This is a genomic window from Nocardioides sp., assembly GCA_037045645.1.
In the GTDB taxonomy this organism is placed as follows: Bacteria; Actinomycetota; Actinomycetes; order Propionibacteriales; family Nocardioidaceae; genus Nocardioides.
This window is the reverse complement of sequence record JBAOIH010000004.1, coordinates 189,487-210,009: the sequence shown is the minus strand read 5'-3', so window position 1 is coordinate 210,009 and position 20,523 is coordinate 189,487. Positions and strand designations below refer to the sequence as shown.

General features: G+C 68.0%; 23 protein-coding genes. 11 read left to right on the top strand and 12 right to left on the bottom strand.

Translation table 11 applies throughout. From position 1 onward, the window contains the following. Positions 1 to 25: 25 nt before the first annotated feature. Both V9G04_14200 and V9G04_14195 read right to left on the bottom strand, forming a co-directional pair. Positions 26 to 667, bottom strand: coding sequence for an HAD hydrolase-like protein (locus tag V9G04_14200; protein ID MEI2714406.1), 642 nt, complete (start codon positions 665 to 667; stop codon positions 26 to 28). Between the two features lie 26 nt (positions 668 to 693). After that, on the bottom strand, positions 694 to 2,310 hold the full coding sequence (locus V9G04_14195; protein ID MEI2714405.1) for an AMP-binding protein: 1,617 nt from the start codon (positions 2,308 to 2,310) through the stop codon (positions 694 to 696). A 47-nt stretch (positions 2,311 to 2,357) separates the two neighbouring features. On the opposite strand from V9G04_14195, the gene V9G04_14190 reads away from it, so the two are divergent. After that, on the top strand, positions 2,358 to 3,143 hold the full coding sequence (locus V9G04_14190; GenBank protein ID MEI2714404.1) for an inositol monophosphatase: 786 nt from the start codon (positions 2,358 to 2,360) through the stop codon (positions 3,141 to 3,143). Positions 3,144 to 3,158: 15 nt separating this feature from the next. On the opposite strand, the gene V9G04_14185 is transcribed toward V9G04_14190, so the two are convergent. The 3 genes from V9G04_14185 to V9G04_14175 are packed head-to-tail and all read right to left on the bottom strand — an operon-like array spanning position 3,159 to position 6,390. Then, positions 3,159 to 4,346 carry an RDD family protein gene (locus tag V9G04_14185; protein MEI2714403.1) on the bottom strand — a complete coding sequence of 396 codons (1,188 nt, stop codon included), beginning with the start codon at positions 4,344 to 4,346 and terminating at the stop codon, positions 3,159 to 3,161. A 14-nt stretch (positions 4,347 to 4,360) separates the two neighbouring features. Continuing rightward, entirely contained in the window at positions 4,361 to 5,575 is a 1,215-nt protein-coding gene (locus V9G04_14180; protein MEI2714402.1) for an FHA domain-containing protein, read from the bottom strand. After that, the gene (locus tag V9G04_14175; protein ID MEI2714401.1) at positions 5,572 to 6,390 is read right to left on the bottom strand and encodes a protein phosphatase 2C domain-containing protein; all 819 of its coding nucleotides are present in this window, start codon (positions 6,388 to 6,390) and stop codon (positions 5,572 to 5,574) included. The genes V9G04_14180 and V9G04_14175 overlap by 4 nt, the downstream gene beginning before the upstream one ends. A 96-nt stretch (positions 6,391 to 6,486) precedes the next feature. On the opposite strand from V9G04_14175, the gene V9G04_14170 reads away from it, so the two are divergent. The 3 genes from V9G04_14170 to V9G04_14160 are packed head-to-tail and all read left to right on the top strand — an operon-like array spanning position 6,487 to position 11,780. Beyond that, positions 6,487 to 8,775 carry a helicase C-terminal domain-containing protein gene (locus V9G04_14170; protein MEI2714400.1) on the top strand — a complete coding sequence of 763 codons (2,289 nt, stop codon included), beginning with the start codon at positions 6,487 to 6,489 and terminating at the stop codon, positions 8,773 to 8,775. A 9-nt stretch (positions 8,776 to 8,784) separates the two neighbouring features. Next, complete coding sequence (locus tag V9G04_14165; protein ID MEI2714399.1) at positions 8,785 to 10,437, top strand: DNA repair helicase XPB; 1,653 nt, start codon at positions 8,785 to 8,787, stop codon at positions 10,435 to 10,437. Continuing rightward, positions 10,434 to 11,780, top strand: a complete 1,347-nt coding sequence (locus V9G04_14160; GenBank protein MEI2714398.1) for a cytochrome P450 — start codon at positions 10,434 to 10,436, stop codon at positions 11,778 to 11,780. The genes V9G04_14165 and V9G04_14160 overlap by 4 nt, the downstream gene beginning before the upstream one ends. Positions 11,781 to 11,795: 15 nt before the next feature. On the opposite strand, the gene V9G04_14155 is transcribed toward V9G04_14160, so the two are convergent. The 3 genes from V9G04_14155 to V9G04_14145 all read right to left on the bottom strand — a co-directional run bounded on the left by V9G04_14155 (position 11,796) and on the right by V9G04_14145 (position 13,696). Next, positions 11,796 to 12,584 (bottom strand): hypothetical protein, encoded by a 789-nt coding sequence (locus V9G04_14155; protein ID MEI2714397.1) that lies wholly within the window; start codon positions 12,582 to 12,584, stop codon positions 11,796 to 11,798. Then, entirely contained in the window at positions 12,581 to 12,895 is a 315-nt protein-coding gene (locus V9G04_14150) for a hypothetical protein (GenBank protein ID MEI2714396.1), read from the bottom strand. Before V9G04_14150 ends, V9G04_14155 begins: the two co-directional genes overlap by 4 nt. 81 nt (positions 12,896 to 12,976) lie before the next feature. Further along, on the bottom strand, positions 12,977 to 13,696 hold the full coding sequence (locus V9G04_14145; GenBank protein ID MEI2714395.1) for a GntR family transcriptional regulator: 720 nt from the start codon (positions 13,694 to 13,696) through the stop codon (positions 12,977 to 12,979). A 102-nt stretch (positions 13,697 to 13,798) separates the two neighbouring features. Here V9G04_14145 and V9G04_14140 point away from each other — a divergent pair, with 102 nt between their 5' ends. From V9G04_14140 to V9G04_14120, 5 genes are all read left to right on the top strand, one after another. Then, on the top strand, positions 13,799 to 14,326 hold the full coding sequence (locus V9G04_14140) for an alpha-ketoglutarate-dependent dioxygenase AlkB (GenBank protein ID MEI2714394.1): 528 nt from the start codon (positions 13,799 to 13,801) through the stop codon (positions 14,324 to 14,326). Positions 14,327 to 14,518: 192 nt separating this feature from the next. Further along, a complete protein-coding gene (locus tag V9G04_14135) occupies positions 14,519 to 15,349 on the top strand; it encodes a hypothetical protein (protein ID MEI2714393.1) in 831 nt (276 codons plus the stop codon). A 60-nt stretch (positions 15,350 to 15,409) separates the two neighbouring features. Further along, positions 15,410 to 15,613, top strand: a complete 204-nt coding sequence (locus V9G04_14130) for a hypothetical protein (protein ID MEI2714392.1) — start codon at positions 15,410 to 15,412, stop codon at positions 15,611 to 15,613. 2 nt (positions 15,614 to 15,615) lie between these two features. Continuing rightward, positions 15,616 to 16,023, top strand: coding sequence for a hypothetical protein (locus V9G04_14125; GenBank protein ID MEI2714391.1), 408 nt, complete (start codon positions 15,616 to 15,618; stop codon positions 16,021 to 16,023). Positions 16,024 to 16,026: 3 nt separating this feature from the next. Further along, a complete protein-coding gene (locus tag V9G04_14120) occupies positions 16,027 to 16,635 on the top strand; it encodes a hypothetical protein (GenBank protein MEI2714390.1) in 609 nt (202 codons plus the stop codon). A gap of 122 nt (positions 16,636 to 16,757) precedes the next feature. Here V9G04_14120 and V9G04_14115 read toward each other — a convergent pair whose 3' ends face one another. Beyond that, the gene (locus V9G04_14115) at positions 16,758 to 17,495 is read right to left on the bottom strand and encodes a hypothetical protein (GenBank protein ID MEI2714389.1); all 738 of its coding nucleotides are present in this window, start codon (positions 17,493 to 17,495) and stop codon (positions 16,758 to 16,760) included. Positions 17,496 to 17,828: 333 nt separating this feature from the next. Between V9G04_14115 and V9G04_14110 the strand changes: the two genes are divergently transcribed. Both V9G04_14110 and V9G04_14105 read left to right on the top strand, forming a co-directional pair. Continuing rightward, positions 17,829 to 18,002, top strand: coding sequence for a hypothetical protein (locus V9G04_14110; protein MEI2714388.1), 174 nt, complete (start codon positions 17,829 to 17,831; stop codon positions 18,000 to 18,002). Continuing rightward, on the top strand, positions 18,002 to 18,502 hold the full coding sequence (locus V9G04_14105) for a hypothetical protein (GenBank protein ID MEI2714387.1): 501 nt from the start codon (positions 18,002 to 18,004) through the stop codon (positions 18,500 to 18,502). The genes V9G04_14110 and V9G04_14105 overlap by 1 nt, the downstream gene beginning before the upstream one ends. Positions 18,503 to 18,635: 133 nt before the next feature. Here the strand turns inward: V9G04_14105 and V9G04_14100 are convergent, their stop codons facing one another. The 3 genes from V9G04_14100 to V9G04_14090 all read right to left on the bottom strand — a co-directional run bounded on the left by V9G04_14100 (position 18,636) and on the right by V9G04_14090 (position 20,484). Further along, the gene (locus V9G04_14100) at positions 18,636 to 18,767 is read right to left on the bottom strand and encodes a hypothetical protein (GenBank protein ID MEI2714386.1); all 132 of its coding nucleotides are present in this window, start codon (positions 18,765 to 18,767) and stop codon (positions 18,636 to 18,638) included. Continuing rightward, complete coding sequence (locus tag V9G04_14095; protein ID MEI2714385.1) at positions 18,764 to 19,117, bottom strand: recombinase family protein; 354 nt, start codon at positions 19,115 to 19,117, stop codon at positions 18,764 to 18,766. Before V9G04_14095 ends, V9G04_14100 begins: the two co-directional genes overlap by 4 nt. A gap of 99 nt (positions 19,118 to 19,216) precedes the next feature. Continuing rightward, a protein-coding gene (locus V9G04_14090; protein ID MEI2714384.1) for an IS3 family transposase occupies positions 19,217 to 20,484 on the bottom strand; the annotation gives its coding sequence in 2 pieces (ribosomal slippage) (positions 19,217 to 20,181 and positions 20,181 to 20,484; 1,269 coding nt in all). Positions 20,485 to 20,523: the final 39 nt, after the last annotated feature.

Here is a 20,523-nt window from a genome sequence, read left to right as displayed (position 1 = left end):
GTTGCCACCCCCGGCCAACGGGTTGTCAGTCCGGGTTGTTCCCGCCGGCCCTCGCAGGATCCGCCCGCCAGTCCGTCAACCAGTCCGGGAAGTCGGTGAGGGCGGGCAACACCACGTCGGTGCCCGCCTCGCGCAGCTCGTCGGCGGAGCAGCCACCGGTCAGCACCGACACCGACAGGCAGTCGGCGGCTTTGGCCCCTTCGACGTCGTGGATGTGGTCGCCGACATAGATCTGGCAGCCCTCCCGGCGCAACACCTCGCCCTTGCCCGCACCCCACACCTTGCCTTCGAGGACATCGACATCCAGGTTGAGATGGTCCACGTGCAGACGGGCGTTCGGCGTGAACTTTCCGGTGACGACGACGATGCGTCCGCCGTGGTGGCGTACGGCAGCCAGCGCCTCGACCGCGCCGGGCAGCACCGGAACGCTCTGGATCGCGTGGTCGGGATAGAGCTCCCGGAACCGGTCGATCGCCGGACCCAACCGAGTGGCCTCGACGTAGGGCGCCAAGGTGTGGTCGAGCGGCGGACCGAGCTTCGCGGTGAGGTCCTCGACGGGCAGCGCGACACCGAGTTCGTCACCGAGTGCTTTCAACACCTCGACGAAGCCGGGCACCGTATCGATCAGCGTCATGTCGAGGTCGAACCCGACAACGAGGTCACTCACTCGGGTGAGCGTACGACGCGGCCAAGTCAGGCGAGTCCGAGTTTCGCGGCCGACTCCTCGCGCATCTGGACCTTGCGGATCTTGCCCGTCACCGTCATCGGGAACTCCTCGACCAGCATCACGTAGCGCGGGATCTTGTAGTGCGCGAGCTTGCCGGTGGCGAACGCACGTACGCCGTCCGCGTCGATCGGGTCGGCGCCGGCCTTCAATTTGATCCAGGCGCAGAGTTCCTCGCCGTACTTCTCATCGGGCACCCCGACCACCTGCACGTCCTCGACGTCGGGGTGGGTGTAGAGGAACTCCTCGATCTCGCGCGGATAGACGTTCTCGCCACCGCGAATGACCATGTCCTTGATCCGCCCCGTGATCGAGACGTTGCCGTCGTCATCCATCACGCCCAGGTCGCCGGTATGCATCCAGCCGTCGGCGTCGATCGCCTCCGCGGTCTTCTCCGGGTCCTGCCAGTAGCCGAGCATCACCGAGTACCCACGCGTGCAGAACTCCCCCGGCTCACCGCGTGGCACCGGGTCACCGCTCACGGGGTCGACGATCTTGATCTCGACGTGCGGCGCCACCCGGCCCACGGTCCCCACCTTGACCTCGAACGAGTCGTCCGTACGCGTTTGAGTCGACACCGGTGACGTTTCGGTCATGCCGTAGCAGATGGTCATCTCCTCGACGCCCGAGGCGATCAGCTTCTTCATCATCTCGGCCGGACACGGCGAACCCGCCATGATGCCGGTGCGCACGGACGCGAGGTCGTACGACTCGAAGTCCGGCAGCGCCCACTCCGCGATGAACATCGTCGGCACGCCGTACAGCGACGTGCACCGCTCATCGGCCACGGCCTTCAGCGTCAGGGCCGGGTCGAATCCGGGCGCGGGAATCACCATCGCAGCGCCGTGGCTGGAGCAGGCCAGATTGCCCATGACCATGCCGAAACAGTGATAAAACGGCACCGGAATCGCGACCCGATCGACCTCGGTGTAGCGGCAGACCTCCCCCACCAGGTAGCCGTTGTTGAGGATGTTGCGGTGGCTCAGCGTGGCGCCCTTGGGGTAGCCGGTCGTGCCCGAGGTGTACTGGATGTTGATCGGGTCATCGGGGGTCAATTCCGCCGCGCGCTCGCGCAGCGCCGCATCGTCGATCCCCGCGCCCTGCGCGATGAGCCCCTGCCAACTGGCCTCGTCGTCGAGGTACACCACTCGGGTCAGCGTGCTGTTGTGCTGGGCCGTCTCCTCGATCATCGCGCGGTAGTCGCTGGTCTTGAAGGCGGTAGCCGCGACCAGCAGGCGCAGTCCCGACTGGTTGACGGCGTAGGAGAATTCGTGGGTGCGATAGGCCGGATTGACGTTGACCAGGATCGCGCCGATCTTCGCCGTGGCGAACTGGGTCAGTGTCCACTCCGCACAGTTGGGCGCCCAGATCCCGACCCTGTCCCCTTTCGCGATCCCGGCTCCGAGCAGCCCCTTGGCCAGCGCGGTGACATCGCGGTCGAGCTCCGCCCACGTCCAACGTCTTCCGGAGGCGCACTCGATCAACGCGTCACGCTCGGCGTACGCCCCGACCGTACGGGCGAAGTTGGCGCCGATCGTCTCGTCGAGCAGGGCGGGACTGGTCTCTCCACGAGCGATCGAATCCATGAGGGCAACGTACGCCCGCACCTCCCTCAGCGACTAGCCTCGTCACCGTGCTGGCCACCGATGCCGTCTTGGAGTTGCTCCAGGAGACTGCGGACGAGTTCATCAACCCGCGCTTTCGCGCCTTGGCTGCCGGTGAGATCTCGGAGAAGCAGCCCGGCGACCTCGTCACGGTGGCCGATCAGGAGTCGGAGGTCGCGATCACCGCCGCGCTCCGGGTGGCCTATCCCGACGCGGTGATCCTCGGCGAGGAGGCGTACGCGCAAGACCACGGCCTGCTCGATGCCTTCCGTGCTGCCGAGCACGCCTTCACCGTCGATCCGGTCGACGGCACCAAGAACTTCGTCAACGGCTCCCCCGACCATGCGGTGATGGTGTCCGAGACCCGCGCCGGCGAGGTGGTACGTGCCTGGATCTGGCAGCCGCAGCACGAGTTGGCCTACGTCGCCGAGCGTGGCGCCGGCGCCTTCCGCAACGGCGAGCGGATGCGTACGCCCGGCGTTGCACAACCCTGGCGCGGCGTCACCTCGCGCAGGCGATGGATCGGTCGCACCCTGCCCGGCCTGTCACCCCTGGAGTTGACCTGGGTGTCGTGCGGGATCGATTACCCGCATCTGGTGGAGGGCGACGCGGCGTACCTGCTCTACGGCGGGACCTTCCCGTGGGATCACGCGCCCGGCAGCCTCCTGCTCGCAGAGTCGGGCGGATTCCTGGGGACCGCCGAGGGGCGGGCCTATTCGCCGATCGATCCGGCACCGTCCGGGCTGGTCGGCGCGGTGTCGCCCGAGGTCGGGGCCACCATCACCGGGTTGCTGGCGCAGACCGACTGGGCTTGATCGGATCGGGCCTGCTCAGCGCTCGCGGCTGACCGTCATCCTGCGATCGCCGAACTTCACCACGTCCCCGTCCAAGAGGGTCGCCGGCCGACCGGCACCCAACTGCTTGGAAACCCCCTGCCGGACCAGTGTCGAGCCGTTGGTCGAACCGCGGTCCATCACCAGCATCCCGCCATCGGGCGTCAACTGGATCTGGGCATGGGTCTTGGACACTGACATGTCGTTGCTCTGCAGCGGCACGCTGTGTCGCACCGGCTCACCGGGGCGTGCCTCGGGACGGCGTCCGATGATGCCCAGGCCCTCCACGATGAAGGACTGTCCGTCGTCGAAGGTCACCCGCCATCGTGACACCGGCGCCGTGGCCGTGGCGGGCGGCGGCGCCGGGGCACCACTGCGTACGACGGTGCGCCCGCTGTCGGGCGCGGGTGGTCGAGCCGGCCCGGATGGCATCGGCCCGGATGGCATCGGCGCGGAGGACATCGGCGCGGAGGGCTCCGGGGCCTGCGCCGGCTGACGTGGAGGCGGGGCTTGCGGGGGTGCCTGACGTACGGGGGGCGGCGCCGGTGGGATCGGCGCGGCCTGCGCCGGTTCGGACGGGGGCCTGGGCGCGGGCGTCGGCGTGCGCCGCGACGGCGCTGGTGTCGCGGTCTCGGCGGGCGCGGCGGGGACCAGGCGCATCGCGGTCAGGTTCACCACGTGCCGCGGCTGGGAGTCGGTCGCCTCCTCGGCCACCTGCCGCGGGCGCATGTCGACCACGACCGCCTTGCTCACGTGGTCGTGCCAGCCGCGGCGCATCCGGGAGGGATCCATCATGGCCGTCCAAGCCAAGGTCGCGAGTCCCAACCCCAGGGTGGGGATGGTGGCAACCCCGAGAACGAGCGTGCGCAGGAGTGCCGGACCCACGCCCGGGGGCGTACCCGTCCCGTGGTGCACCAGCCGCAGACCCATCGCGGCCTTGCCTGGCGAGCGTCCTGCCGCACCGAGCAGCACCGCGAAGATCAACGACACCAGGAGCACGACGCCGACGATGAGGAGTACGCCGGGCAGCACCTCCCCATGACGGAAGAACAGCGCCCACGCCCCCACCCCTGCCGCCGCGAAGAGGGTCCACGCGATCACGCGGTCGATCGCGAACGCATAGAAGCGGCGTTCGAGACCCGCAGCCGGGAAGGCGGTGGTCTCGTCGGGGGTGACGGCAGTCATCGGAGAGGCGCCGTTCACGCCTTGGTGATCTGGATGGTGACGCCGTCGGCCAGGTCCAGGATCGCGCCAGGGATCAACTGGACGGCGATGCCCGGCTGCAGGTCCTCGGGGGGCAGGCCCGGCTGCACCAGGACGGTGCCGTTGGTCGAGCCGAGGTCGGTGACGACCGCCGATCCGTGATCAGCACCAGCGCCCGGCCGAATCTCCAGGTGGGTCGAGGAGATCTCCTGGTTGGGGCTGGGCACGGTCAACAGCACGGGTTGTTCCTGAGAGGAGAATCGGCGCGCCTCGGGCGCACGCCCGACCAGCACGACGCGGTCGACTTCGACGATCTGGCCTGACGAAACGACCAGCCTCGCGACCGGCTTCGACACCACACTCGGCGGGGGCGGCTGCCCTGGCAGGCCCATGAGCGGACGGTCAGGCTCGTTGTCGCGGGCGCCATATTGCGTGTGCCCGTCGTGGGCGAGCGGGTCCGGCTGTGGCTCGGGCTCGGGCTCGACCACGGGTTCGGGCCTGACCACCGGTTCGGGTGCCGCCACGGGCTCGGGCTCGGCCACCGGCTCGGGCGCCACCACGGGCTCGGGCTCGGCCACCGGCTCGGGCGCCACCACGGGCTCGGGCTCGGCCACCGGCTCGGGCGCCACGACCGGCTCGGGGTCGGCCACCGGCTCAGGCTCGGCCACCGCTGCGCTTTCCAGCCCGGTGCTGTCCTCGGTGCCGGGGTCGACCAGCAGTGCGGTCACCTCGTCTGGCACGTCGCGGACGTCGGCCTCGTCGGTGCCACCCTCGCGCCAGACGACCCGACTGACGCGCACCAGCCCGGTGGTGATGCTCAGGTCGGCCGGCTCCGCACTCCCGTCGAGCTCGATCGACAGTGCGGCCGGATCCTCGAACACGTGCTCGGCCCAGGTCGCTGCCTGGTCGCAGGCCACCCGGACCTCTTCGCCTGCGGCGGTGGCACGTACGACCGCATCACCGCGCACCAGCACCCGACCGCCGTCCTCGCCGAGCACGACGAAGGCGGGCAGTGAACTCAACCCCGACGCCAGCAGCGCGTCGAGCACCTCGGAAAAGCCCGCTCCGGAGTCGACGGAATCCCACAGCGCGGCTACCCGATCGCGCTGAGCGGCAGGAAGGAAGACGGCCGTGTCGGCGCCCAGCACGGCGAACCAGTCGCCCGGAGCGAAGGCGCGTACGCCGGTGGTCACGAGATCTTGACTCGTCATGGCCGAGCCCCCAGTTTCTGTTCCAAGCTCACCGACATGGGCGAGTCGTCCGTCTCGGATGCGTGCAATCCCACCACATCCACCACGATGGCCGTGGCGTTGTCACGACCCCCTGCTTCCAAGGCCGCGCGGACCAGATGGTCGGCGGCGTCGCGGGGGTCGTCGAACTTGTTGAGCAGTTCGGCGATCACCTCATCGCAGATGAGGCCGCTGATCCCGTCGGAGCACAGGAGCAGCCTCTCGACCGAAGGCATCGGCAGCAGGAAGTAGTCCGCTTCCGCCACGCCCGGGCCACCCAACGCCCGCGTGACCACATGCCGCTCGGGGTGGGTGTCGGCCTCGGCTGCGGTGATCTCGCCGGCCTCGATCAACTCCTGGACCACCGAATGGTCGACGCTGACCTGCTCCAACGATCCGTCGAGAAGTCGATAGATGCGCGAGTCTCCGAGGTTGGCCAGCAGCCACTTGTGGAAGCCGTTGTCGTGGACGAGCAGGGCGATCACTGCGGTCGTACCGGCGTACCACCGCTGTGCACCGGAGGTGCGCTGCGCCTCGGCGTACTCCTGGATGCGGGCCTGGCTGCGCGAGAGCAGGTCGGCGATGGCCTCGGCGCCGGACTGTGGCGTGTGCTCGGAGTCGGCGAGCGCCGCGAACTCCTCGGCCACGATGCGGCTGGCCACGTCTCCCCCGGAGTGACCGCCCATGCCGTCGGCGACGACGAAGATCGGGGGCGCGGCAAGGAAGGAATCCTCGTTGACGCGCCGGACGTGGCCGACGTCGGTGGTGGCGCCGTAGTGCAACTCGACCCTGCTCATTTCACCTCCCCGAGATCCGACCTGGCTGAACCAGCCGGGAGAGAGTAGTGGGAGCGGACAAGGCTGCGCGAGCCGCGCGGCGGTAGCGTTGGCGAGATGGCGAAGGAGTCTGGTGCCCAAGCGGCACCTCGTACGCTCGCCGAGGTGTTGAGGTCCTGGCCCGCAGACCGGCTGGGCCGGCTGCTGCGCGAACGACCAGACCTTGCCACGCCCGCTCCTCACGACTCTGCTCAACTGGCTTCGCGGGCGGCGACTCGTGCCTCCGTCTCGCGCGCACTCGATCAACTCACCCATGGCGAGCTCTTGGTCCTTGATGCCCTGGTGATCGCCGGTCAAACCACACCTGAGGGTCTGAGCGCACTGGTTCGTGTGAGTGACGTTCGGAGCACGGCCGTCTCGGACGCGCTGGCCCACCTGGAGAACCTCGCGCTGTGCTGGCGCGCCCCGGAGGGACTGCGCCCACTGACGACGATCGCCGAACTCCTCGTCGGCACAGACGGGACCAGCGGGCTGCGCCCGATCGGGCCGGACCCACGTCCGAGCGACGCGATCGCGGCCGACCTCGAGGCGGTCTCCACCGAGGCCAGGGCGTTGCTCGCCCACGTGGTCGCGGCGGGAGGGACCGGACGCACACAGGCCGCACGCACGATCGGCGATCCTGCCGAGGCCCGTACGCCCGTGGAGGAACTGCTTGCCCGTGGCCTGCTGGTGCCTGCCGGCTCGGGCACGGTCGTGGTTCCCGGCGAAGTCGGCCTGGCGCTGCACGGTGGTCGTACGACCGACGAACCCGTGGATGTCACGCCCGAGTTGGCGACGGGGTCACGCGACCCGAAACTGGTCGCACGCGCCGCAGCTGGAGCCGCCTTCGAGCTCACCCGTCGGGTCGAGTTGCTCCTGGATCGGTGGGGCACTCATCCCCCGGCTGCATTGCGGACGGGGGGTCTGGGCGTACGCGATCTCAAGGCAGCGTCCACCCTGCTGGGAGTGGAGGCCGGGGAGGCCGCCCTGATCATCGAGGTCTGCTTCGCCGCCGGACTGCTCGCCACGGGAACCACAGCCGACGAGGTCGACGCCTGGCTGCCGACCGAGGCGTTCGATGCCTGGTCCACACTCGGGTCGGCGCCACGGTGGGTTCGGCTCGCGGGCGCCTGGCTCGCCTCGCCGCGCACGCCCGCGCTGGTCGGCACGCGAGACAGCGGCGGCAAGGCGATCAACGCACTGGCGCCGGAGTTGTCCAGCGGGCTGCAGGCTCAGACCCGGCGCGCCGCATTGGAAGAGATCGCCGCGCTGCCCGAAGGAGACGTGCTGGCCACAGGCACCGGGGTTCCCTCGCTCGTCGCCCGGATCCGCTGGCTGCGACCGCGCCGCCCGACCTCGCGCGATGCTCAGGTGGCGGCCAGCGTCACCGAGGCGGGGATGTTGGGCTTCGCCGGACTCGGTGCGGTGCCTGCGTACGCCCGGGCGTTGCTGCACGGCGATGCCGAGGAGGCCGTACGCCTGCTCGACCCGCTGCTCCCACAGCCTGTCGACCACCTGCTGGTGCAGGCGGACCTGACAGCCGTCGCGCCGGGACCGTTGACCTCCGAGATCAGCCGGGCGCTGCATCTGCTCGCGGATGTCGAATCGCGCGGCGGCGCCACGGTGTATCGCTTCGGCAAGGACTCACTGCGCCGGGCGTTCGACGCCGGCTGGTCGGCAACCGAGGTACACGCCTACCTGGAGGGCTTGTCGCGCACACCGCTGCCACAGCCACTGACGTACCTCGTCGACGATGTGGCCCGCACGTTCGGCACCGTGCGGGTCGGGCACGCGGAGTCCTTCCTGCGTGCCGACGACGAGGGCGCGCTCACCGAGTTGATGCACCATCCCAAGGCGGCGTCGTTGCGGCTGCGCCGGATCGCGCCCACGGTGATCGTCAGCGATACCCCCCTCGACGTGCTGTTGCCACGGCTGCGCGAACTCGGGGCCGCCCCTGTCGTGGAAGCGGCCGACGGGACCGTAGGTGTGGCGCGCGCCGACATCCAGCGCGCGCGTCTGCCCCGCACTCCTCGAGCGGTCGCGACCCGCGAGACGGCTCGCAACGAGGCACGGATCAATGCGGTCGTCTCCGCGATCCGAGCCGGCGACGCTGCCCGGGAGATCGGGGCGGCTCGACCGCGCGAGGCCACCAGTCCCACGGCGGCGCTGGCTGCGCTTCGCGAGGCCGTGGAAGCCCGTAGCACCGTGCTTATCGGCTATGTCGACAACCACGGCAGCACCAGCGAACGGATGGTCGATCCGCGACGCGTCGAGGGTGGCCAACTCACGGCGTACGACCATCGCAGCGACGACGTGCGTACGTTCGCCGTCCACCGCATCACGGTGGTCCAGCCGACGGCTCCGTAGGCTGGTTCGGTGCACGACGGCCCCCTGATCGTCCAGTCGGACAAGACCCTGCTGCTTGAGGTTGACCACGAGCAGGCGGTGGAGTGTCGCCGCGCGATCGCACCCTTCGCCGAGCTCGAACGCAGTCCCGAGCACATCCACACCTATCGCCTGACCCCGCTGGGGCTGTGGAACGCCCGAGCCGCCGGGCACGACGCCGAGCAGGTGGTGGACGCGCTACTCACGTACTCTCGCTATGCGGTGCCACACTCGCTGCTCGTCGACGTCGCCGAGACGATGGCGCGCTATGGCCGGCTGCGGTTGGAGAAGCACCCCACGCACGGGTTGGTCCTGTCGACCACCGACCGCCCCGTGCTGGAGGAGGTGGTCCGCGCCAAACGGGTGGCGGGGATGCTCGGCGCACGCCTGGACGACGACTCGGTCGTGGTGCATCCCAGCGAACGGGGCAACCTCAAACAGGCGCTGCTCAAACTTGGCTGGCCGGCCGAGGATTTCGCCGGGTATGTCGACGGCGAGGCCCACCAGATCGATCTGGCCGAAGATGATTGGCACCTTCGCGACTATCAGCGTGAGGCCGCGGAGGCCTTCTGGCACGGCGGGTCTGGGGTTGTCGTGCTGCCGTGTGGCGCCGGCAAGACGCTGGTCGGCGCTGCCGCGATGGCGCACGCGAAGGCGACGACTCTGATCCTGGTGACCAACACGGTGTCGGCGCGACAGTGGAAGGACGAGTTGCTCCGGCGTACGTCCCTGACTGCCGACGAGATCGGCGAATATTCCGGCGCCGTCAAGGAGATCCGCCCGGTCACCATCGCGACCTATCAAGTGCTCACGCATCGTCGCAAGGGCGTGTATCCGCACCTCGAACTCCTCGATGCCCGCGACTGGGGACTGATCGTCTACGACGAGGTGCACCTGCTGCCTGCCCCGATCTTCCGGATGACCGCCGACCTTCAGGCGCGCCGCCGGATCGGTCTGACCGCGACGCTGATCCGAGAGGACGGCCGGGAGGGAGATGTGTTCTCCCTGATCGGACCCAAGCGCTATGACGCACCTTGGAAGGACATCGAGTCGCAAGGCTGGATCGCGCCCGCAGAGTGTGTGGAGGTGCGCGTCTCGCTCAGCGAGTCCGAGCGGATTGCGTACGCCACCTCGGAGCCCGAGGAGCGTTATCGACTGGCCGCCTGCACCCCCGCCAAGACTCGCGTGGCCGAAGCGTTGGTGGCGCGACATGCGGGCGAACCGACCCTGGTGATCGGGCAGTACCTCGACCAACTCGACGAGATCGGCGCCGACCTCGACGCGCCCGTCATCAAGGGCGACACCACCGTGAAGGAACGCCAACGCCTCTTCGACGCGTTCCGCAGCGGCGAGATCTCGCTGCTCGTGGTGTCGAAGGTCGCCAACTTCTCGATCGACCTGCCCGAAGCGGCCGTGGCGATCCAGGTGTCGGGATCCTTCGGTTCGCGTCAGGAGGAGGCCCAGCGGCTCGGCCGCCTGTTGCGCCCCAAGTCGTCGGGACGGGCAGCGATCTTCTACACGGTGGTCACCCGCGACACCGTCGATGCCGATTTCGCCCAGCATCGCCAGCGGTTTCTGGCCGAGCAGGGGTATGCGTACGAGATCCGCGACGCGGACACCGTCCTGGGCGAGGTTGGCGAGTGAGGCCGCCACGGGCCGTGCGTACGCGGGTGCGCTGGGGCTTGGAGCACGGCGTGCCGCGTACGGTATTTCGTCGCCAGGCGCGTAGAGGCGAGATCTTCTCGCGGCTCACCTTCGAGCCCGAACTCCACGAGGATCCGACTCCGGCCTGGGCGCAGGTCCGCGCGCGAGGTCCGTGGACGCAGGGCGAGTTCGGCGCCTGGTCGGCACATCACGCGGTCGGGTCCGCGATCTTGCGCAGCGAGCAGTTCGGCGTCCCGCTTGGGGACGGCACCGGGAACCCGAGAGTCGATCGCCTGCTGCACGCCATGCGCGACCCTTGGTCCATCGGACCTATCGACCCGCCGTCCCTGCTTGCGCTGGACCCTCCCGACCACACCCGGCTCCGCCGCCTGGTGTCGCGGGCCTTCACGGTGCGCCGGGTGACCGGGCTCGAACCGTTGATCGCCGCCACCGCCGAGCGGCTGCTGGATCGGATGGAATCGATCCCCGGGCGTCGTGGTGATCTGGTGTCGCTGTATGCGGCCCAACTGCCAGTGGCCGTGATCGCCGATCTGCTCGCGGTGCCCGAGCGGGACCGTTCGCGGATCCTCGATTGGGGCAACGGTGCGGCGTTGCTGCTCGACGCCGGCTTGACCTGGCGCGATTTCCAGCGCGCGATGCGTTCGTTGCGCGAGTTGCACCAATGGATGGGCGAGCACCTGTTGCGGCTGGCTGCCGCCCCCGGCGATGACCTGCTGAGTCAGGCGATCGTCGCGTCAGCCTCCGCGCCGGAGCACGAACGCGCCAGCGACGACGAACTGCGGATGCTGGGAATGTTGGTGCTCGGCGCGGGCTTCGAGACGACCGTCAACCTGCTCGGCAACGCGGTGGTGCTGTTGGATCGCCACCCCGCCGAACGCGAACAGTTGTCGGCCGACCCTGACCTTTGGCGCAACGCGGTCGAGGAGGTGTTGCGCTTCGACTCGCCGGTGCAGTTCACCGCCCGCCGGGCGGTGCACGACGTACGCCTGGCGTCCCTGCCGGGACTTGGCGACCTGGCCCGGCTTCCCGAGGTCGTGCCGCGCGGCACGATGGTGATCACGATGAACGGCGCGATGAACCGCGACCCTGCGGTCTTCGAAGATCCCGACAGGTTCTACGTGGATCGGGCCAACGCGGCCGAGCATCTGGCGTTCTCTGCCGGCGCGCACTTCTGCCTCGGCGCCGGTCTGGCGCGCGCCGAGGGCGCGCTGGGGCTGCGGTTGCTCTACGACCGCTTCCCCGACCTGCGGGTCGCGGGCGCGCCGACGCGTCGTACGACACGGGTGCTGCGCGGGTATGAGCGGATCCCCGTCGTCTGGTGAGCGGGGAGGGTTGACTCAGCGGGTCGTGCGCAGTCGGCGTAATTCCTCGATCACGTCACGAACCCGGTGCAGGTCTGCCGCACGCTGACTGACCCAGTCGGTGACCTGCTGGTGCAGGCGCCGCAGTTCGTCGACGGCGTCGAGCACGGCGCGGATGTCTGCCAGGACGTCGAGGAACACCCCGATGCCTTTACGCGCCAGGTCGACGGCCAGCACGGCGACCGCCGCCAGCCCGGCGAGTCGGCGCAGCGCGGTGCGTACGAGTCGAGCCAGCGCCTTCCCCAGGCGCACGACGGCCCGCTCCACCACGACCGCGAACTGTTCGCACCCGTCCGCGATCCTGGCGAAGGCCCCGCGCGCTGCGGGCATCGCGCCCGACGCAGCGCTTGCCGCGACGCTGCCCGAGCAGGCGTGTCGTACGAACGCCGCTGCAGCCGCCCCCTCCCAGTCGACGAGCAATGCCCCCGGCGCCAGGCACGCGAAGTTGCCCGCCCAGGCATCGAGCGCATCCCCCAGCCGGCGACACGCGTCGGCGTTGCGCCGGATCGCGTCGTAGTCACCCGTCAGCGGCAGGATCAGGAGGTCTTCGAGTGAACCTGTCGGCAGGATCGGCAGCGCGAGATCGAACCCGACGCGCCGCAGGATGTCGTTGATCTGCGCGAGCACGTCGTTGGCCAGGTCACGGGTGCCGGAGAAACTGTCGTCCCAGCGCGCGAATGTCGGATCGTGCCTGATCCCGCTGTCGCCGGCGACGGGGGGTTGCAGCCAGGACTCGGGATCGCCTGGCAATGCCAGCCCGGTCATCGCGGGGCTCCCAGGGCGAGTGCCTGCGTCTGGTCGGCATCGGTGTGCGCGAAGCGCAGACCGGCCCGGCGTACGTCGAGGTCGACCTCGGCGAACCAGTCGTTGACCACACGCTCTGCCTCCGCGATCTCCTCCGACAGCCCGCGCAGTGCCTCGCCAAGCGGCCGGAGCAGACAGACCGCACTGGTCTCGAAGCCATCGGGGCGACAGACCTCGGTGCGCGTGTAGCCCAGACAACTGGCGCCTTGTCGGCGGACATCGGCAAGGGTGTCGAGGAGCGCCGTCAGGCCGTCGAAATCGAGTCGGATCATGTGACCCGGACTGCCCGGGCGCGCCGACCGGAAACGACCCCGCGTGTTGCTTGTGGACGGGAGCGTCGAGACAGCGCGGGTTCAGGCCTCCTGGCCGAGTTGCACGTACATCGTGAACGCGTCACCGCGGTAGGCGGCCCGCGAGACCTCGACCGGGCGGTCCTTGGCAAACGCGCGACGAGCCACGCGCATCACCGGCGAGCCGGGCGCCACCTCCAACAACCCCGCCTCCTCCGCGGTTGCGCGATCGGCAGAGATCGCGTCCTCGGCCCAGGTAGGTCGCAGTCCGCGTGCGGCCAGACCGGCGTACAAGGCTTCCGGGGGCGGCACGTGTACGAATCCCGGCAGCAGCACCTCGTGCAAGAAGACATCCTCGATCGCGATCGGCTTGCCGTCGCCACGCCGCAGCCGTCGCCAGTGCACGACGGAGTCGCCCGGCGACATGCCCAGCACGCGCGCCACTCCTGGCCCAGCCTGCTCCAGCCGCATCAGCAGCGTCTCGGACGAGGGCTCGAGGCCGCGCTGCTGGAGGTCGTCGGTGAAGCTCGTCAGCCGCCCTACCTGCCTGCGGGGGCGGGCCACGAAGGTTCCTCGACCGGGCGCCCGCTCCAGCAGGCCTTCGGCCACCAGGGCGTCCATCGCCTGGCGTACGGCCATCCGCGCGACGCCGAATTTCTGCACCAACTCGCGCTCCGACGGTGCCGGATCGCCAGCCACACGATCCTGTACGAGAGCGCGGACGTACTCGCGCACAGCGACGTGCTTCAGCGCGCGAGGCGCGGCGGCAACGAGGTCTTCCACGACGTCACAATAAGGCTGGTCTAGCCGGAGTGTCTGCCCGAAACGCTGCTGACTCACCGCTCGGTTACCGAACACTTGTTCGATCAACGGTACAGTGCCGGAATGGACTTCCAGGGGACGCTCTTCGCAGAACCGGACACGGCGCCAGTCGTACGCCACCAGCTGGGTTCCGGTGCCTGGGTCGACGTGGCGCACGACTGGCTGCGCGATCGCGATGAGGTGTACGACGCCTTGGCCTCACGGGTGCCCTGGCGCGCCGAACGCCGGGAGATGTACGACCGGATCGTGGATGTGCCGCGACTGCTGCACACCTATGGCGCTGGCGAGTCCTTGCCGCATGAGTCATTGGTCGACGCCCGTGCGCGCCTGAATGCGCACTATCGCGACGAGCTGGGCGAGGAGTTCGTCACGGCTGGCTGCTGTTTGTATCGCGACGGGCGCGACTCCGTCGCGTGGCATGGCGACCGGATCGGTCGGGGCGATCGCGAGGACACGATGGTCGCGATCGTGTCGGTGGGTGATCCGCGCAGACTCGCCCTGCGCCCGCGCGGGGGTGGCGCATCGCTGTCGTTCACGATGGCCCACGGCGACCTGGTCGTGATGGGGGGCTCGTGCCAGCGCACGGGCTAACCACCCGTTTGATTCCGTAAACCGGGAACGAAGCGAGACGACGGATACAGTTTCGACTACGGCGCCATGACACGCAGTTGAGCCAGCGGCTCCAGCCGGTCGCGACCGATAGGGCGGAGCCCACTTCGCGCAGTAGCCAGCGGCAGACGCGCATCCACCCAATCATCCTTCTTCATGAAAGGACCCCGCATCATGGCGCGTGGTTACGCGGCGTGGGCGGACGTCATGCGACGGACCGCCGATGGCCGAGACATCAACGAACTCTTCAATGAGATTCAGCAGGCAGCGCAGATCCAGAACGAGCAGCAGCAGAACTTCCTGTTGCTGTTCACCTACCCGACGACCTCGCCGGTCACGTCGGTGATCCAGACCCTCGGCGCGACCGACGCCGCGTTCGAGAAGGCCAGCGAGTACGGCATCCCGCAGTCCAAGCGACTCGTGCCGAACACGCTCGACATGGGCGCGACGTTCGACTGGTACGACAACCGCTGGGCGGCAACGTGGCGTTACCTCGCTGACGCGACGGCAGTCGAGATCGAGGGTGCGGCCAACGCGATCCTCGCTGCCGATCAGGACCTCGTGTTCACCGAGGTCATGAAGACCATCTACGGCAACGCCAACCGGAGCGTGACGGACCGCAACACGAACGCGTCGTACACGGTGTACGCGTTCGCCAACGGCGACGGCTGGACCCCGCCGACGTACGCGGGCAACACGTTCACCAACACGCACACGCACTACCGCACCAGCGGCGCGGCGGTCGTGACCAGTGGTGACCTGGACGAGATCATCGCGGACTTCAAGAGCCACGGCTACAGCGAAGAGAACGGCAGCCAGATCGTCATCTTCGTCAACTCGTCCGAGGGTGACGTCATCTCCGGCTTCCGCGTCGCCAACGGCGCGAAGGCGGACTTCATCCCGGCCCAGGGTGCGCGGTTCTACTCGCCGAACCAGTTGCTTGGCGAGCAGCCTTCCCGACGTTCGCCGGATTCCCGGTCAAGGGTGCCTACGACGAAGCCCTGATCATCGAGTCCAGCCGCATCCCCCGCCGGCTACCTGACGTCGATCGCCAGCGGCGGTGCCATGGCGTCCAGCAACCCGGTCATGCTGCGTGAGCACGACCGGTTCAAGGGTCTGCAGTTGATCGAGGGTGCGGAGAAGTACCCGCTGCAGGACTCCTACTGGACTCACGGCTTCGGCACTGGTGTTCGCCACCGCCTTGCCGGTCTGGTCATGCAGGTGACGGCCAACGCGGTCTACACGCCGCCCGCGCTGTACGTGAGCTGATCATGGCGAACCTGGCGATCAGCGCAGAGAACATCCTCGACGCGGTTGAGGATGGCAAGCGGTTGTGGCCGCACAACTCTGAGGTCGTCGCGGATAAGCGGGTCGAGAGGGCGGTTCTCGCCGCCCTCTCGATTCCGTTCGAGTTCGCGGACGACGGCCTCCCCGACATGCCGGACGTCAACGGCCAGACGCTGATCGTCTCGTGCAAGGAGGACAACTGCGTGATGCCGGTCCTCGACGCGATGACGAATCTGTTCGTCATGCATCACCCGTGCGACCGGTGCGCGCTCAACGTCCAACCGTGTGGCCGACTGTGGGTCAACGCCGGTGCCACCATCGTGGAAGTTGCCTGCTGCGCGCGATGCGTGAAGGAACTCAACCGCGACTTCCCCAACATCGTGTGGAGGTAGGTCATGGGTCGCCGCATCGGCCACAGCGACGAACGCTGGGCGATCATGGAACTGGAAGGGACCGCCGAGGTCCGTTGCGTCTCACCCACCCAGGCAGGAACGCAATGCAAGCGGGTCGCGCTCCAAGGTTCCATCGTCTGCGACAAACACGGCGGCCACCTTCCCAACGTCCAGAAGCGAGCCAAGGAGCGGTACGTCAACCTCGCGGACAAAGCGCGTGCCGTCGTTGAGTCGATACTCGACAACCCGAACTCATCGGACGCGTCGAAGTTGAAAGCCGCGGAGATGGTCAACCGCGCCACCGGCATGGAGGACGCCAAGAAGGTCGTCGTGGACGTGGACACCGATCCGCTCATGCGACTCATGGGTGATCTGCTGAAGCACCCGGACGCGCTGGTCGAATCGACGCCGCCTCCTGCGATACCAGCGATTGAAGCGGCCCCGGTCGTGGAGGGTGAAGTGGTCTCCACCTACGAAGAGCCGGTGCTCTTCGATGAGTACGACCTCTCGCACAACGTCATCAACATGGAACCCAAGATCGTCAACGGATCGGACACGCCGCCGAAGCACATCAGGGAAGCGATGGAACGCCGCGAGCGACGCGGCACGTAGGACTCCCGCGTCTGTCTGGTCTGAGGTCGACCTTCCACCCAAGTGCCGGGTACACCAGACAGACGCGGGTCAAGCGGCCCCGCCTCGGTGGTGACGGACTGCCGGGCGGGGTCGCCATGCGGTTACGGCCAATACAGACGCACCGGATTCTGCGCGCCCTTCTCGGGCACCAGGCGTCTGACGCTGGTGCCGACGAAACGCGCCGTTAACTCTGGGTCTGTGTGCCCGTGAAAGCCGAAGCGTTGTTCTTCGCCTGGCTGCTCGGACTTGTACCAGTCGTCGATGACGTAAGCGCCGCGCACGACTCCGAAGGCCACGCCCATGGCCAGCCTGACCTCGGTGCGAACGCGAAGCCCAACCCGCCAATGTCCTCGAGTGGATTCGTAGATCTGAGCATCGGACATGTCCGGTCGCCAGGCGCGGTTGATGATGAACATCACCGTCGGCTCGGTCAGTGGCGGTGCATCAGGAGCAGCCCATCTCGCGATAGCGGCTCCCACGGTTGCCAGTCCATGGGCCGCGCTCTCGTGGCCTCCCATGATGTTGGTCAATGGAACACCCTGCGCCCTGAACGCGTCGATCACACTTTGCTCAACAACGAACGCCTCGGCGTCTGTCGCGAGACCGCTGCGAACTATGAGGTGTTCGACCTCTAGCCCAGCGCTCTCGATCTGCCGGATCCGGTGCAGTTTCGCGCGCTCCGTCGCCGGGTCCGCGCCAGCAGCTTCAGCGACATGCGCAAACACGCGACTGCCGACACCTTTCCCTACGTAGAACACCTGCCCGTCGCGCGGGTCACGAAGGAGGTAGACGTATCGCCCGAGCGCCTCAGCGACCTCGACGGGAACGATGTGAGCCAAACAGCACCCCCCCTGTCCAAATGAACAGAAGTGAACGCACCAATAGGACTTCACAACCTACGTGCGAAGGGGCGTGCTGTCATGCTCCCGCGCGGCTTCGCAATGAGACTTCACCCTGATCGGTTGCGCTGTCGCAGATCGTGATGGAAACTTGCCGCGATGCCACCCACTTCTGAGGGTGTCAGCGGCAGAAGCGCTTAGGAAGCCCCTCGCTGGCCTGGAACACGGCCTGTATGCGCCGCCGGACGAGATCCGGTCGGCGTGAGCGTGCCCGTCTCCCGCTGATCCTCTTCCGGCCCCAGAGACGCGGGCGGAATCAAGGAGGTCGGCAGCATGCCGAACCCATTCATCCGAAAGAGCCGTAAGCAGGAGTTCCTCGACCACTTGGGAGCGGTTGCCATGCAGGCGGCTGCCGAGGTGCTGCGCTCCCATGACGACGAGGCCAAGCGGTACGGCATCGAAGGCATCCATCTCACTCTGGATCTGCACGAGATTGGTCGGGACTGATGCCCACCGTGAGTGACGGGCTGCGCGAGCCCAAGAAGTTGATGTGGGGGCGGTTCTACGTCTGTGCCGTCGTGCCGCGTGAGTTGGCCGTCCCGGCGCTGACATGGCTGTGGGAGAACCACCAGCCAGCCAAGCGTCAGCGGATGATCGTCACTGGAGCCACCATCAGCGAGACAGCCGAAGATGCTTTGGTCGAGTTGGAGTTGGGGATGGAGTACGTCGCCCGGGGCGCCAACTCGCATGACGTTCGCCGGAAGGTATGGCAGGCACTCACCGTGGTCAGCGGCACTAAGAACCTCATGGCCCGCGTCGAGGCAAAGCAAATCGCCCAGGTCTGGCTCGACTTCAGGGAGTATCGGCATAAGGACCCGCAGTGGCTGGAGGACAAGGCGTTCGCTGCCGGTGCGGTCGCTGATGAAGTGCTTGGCCGCGACGACTGGCTGGCCGACGACTTCGACGACAACGGCGGGGACGACCAGATGCCCTCTGAGCCCGCATAGATCGCTGGTCGGCCAGATACCCGTCCGCTAGGTAGAAGACGCCTGGCGGGCGGGTTGCGGTCGTCTGGCGATGTAGAAACGACAACCGCCCGCCTCCAGTTGTTGGAGACGGGCGGTCGGCTGAGGCAGGAGGTCAACCGGGAGGTCGGAGCAACGCGGCCAGACGGTCGAGCAGGTCGGGATCGGTGATCTTGACCGGCACGCCCGACGCCTCGCAACTGGCGATGAGGTACGCCTCATCCTCGGGTGAGAGTTCGTGAGTCATCGCGCCGCTCCCTTCGGAGTGGGACGGACACCAGCGCGGTCGAGCACGCGGGCGACCATGTACGGCTGCCACGGTCGGATCGTGCCGTCAGGTCGGGCGACGTGCTCAGCCGTCAGGTCACGCGCGATCTGGGAGACGGACGCGCCCGCCTGGAAGCGAGCAACGATGTCAACCAGTGGCGGGCCAACGATGCCGACAGGACGGCCAACGTGCTTGCCCTCGCGCTTGAGTCGAGCAAGTGCCGCCTTAGTGTTGCGGCTGACGCGGCGGCGGTACCACTGCGCGACGGCAGCGTGCATGTGTGCGGGCAACTCGCCGTCGTCCGTCGTGGTGTCCACGCCGTCGATCACCGTGAAGATCGGCTAGCCCTCCCGCACCGAACAGTCGATGAGTCCAACCGAGTCCGGCATGTCGCGACTGAACCGCACTGGGTCTGATGGAGGCTCGGGCTATTGGATTCCGACCAAGGGCTGGTCGGTCCGTTCCGTAGCGTAGAACGTCTCCTCGAACTCTGCTGGTGGGATGTCGTTGAGGTAGCCGTGCAGACGGTCGTGGTTGTGCCAGTGGACCCAGCTCAGCGTGGCGAGCTCGAGGTCCTCGACCGTCTTCCACGGGCGGCCCTCACGCGCGGGGCCACGGACCAGTTCGGCCTTGTAATAGCCGTTCACGGTCTCGGCCAGCGCGTTATCGTACGAATCGCCGACAGTGCCGATCGAGGGCATCGCGCCGATCTCAGCCAGACGCTCGCCGTAGCGAATCGAGGTGAATTGACTGCCGGCATCCGAGTGACACCGCAGGCCAGGGAGCTGGGTCCCGCGTGACCACCGGGCCATCTCGATGGCATCGAGGACCATAGTGGTCCGCATGTGCGAGGCGACCCGCCACCCCACGATCGTGCGGGAGTAGGCGTCGATGATGAAGCAGACGTAGGCCACCGCGGCCCAAGTCGGCACGAATGTCAGATCGGTGACCCACAGTTGGTTCGGGGCCGTGGCGGTGAAGTCGCGGCCGACCAGGTCCGGGTGGCGCGGCATGCCCGGATCGGGCTTGGTGGTACGGACCCGCTTGGTGCGCCGGACCCCCTCGATGCCGGCGGTGCGCATCAGGCGGGCGACCTGGTCACGGCCGATGTCATGTCCAGCACGTCGTGCGGCCTTCCAGATCTTCCGGGCGCCGTAGACCCGGAAGTTGTCCTCCCACAGCTGCCGCACTACCGGTCCCATCACCTCGTCGCGCTGCGTGCGAGCCGAGGGTTGGCGGTTCTTGAACTCGTAGTAGCTGCTCGGGGCCACCTGCAGCACGTGGCAGATGAGCTCGACCCCCAGACGCCGGCCCGCGACCACGTCGTCACGGTTGGCGTCGATGAACGCGGCTACTTCTTGTACTGGCGGTCGAGCTCCGCCCCGAAGAAACTGGCGGCCCTCTTCAAGATCTCGTTGGCTCTCTTGAGCTCCCGGTTCTCCTGCTCCAGCGCCTTCAGCCTGGCCGCGTCGCTCGTGCTCAGACCCGGCACGTGGCCCTCGTCGATGTCGGCCTGCTTCACCCAGGACCGAACTGACTCGGTGCCGTACCCGAGCTGGGCTGCGACCCGCTGCACTGTGCCGTGCTCAGTTCCCAGCTCGGCACGCAGCGTCCTGACCATCCGCACCGCAGCGGCCTTTTCCTCAGGGCTGTAGCGACGTGTGGTCGGCTTCCCCGGGGTGGTGTCCTTCGGCATGAGTCCATCCTCGTTTCCAAACGATGGAGACTCCAACCA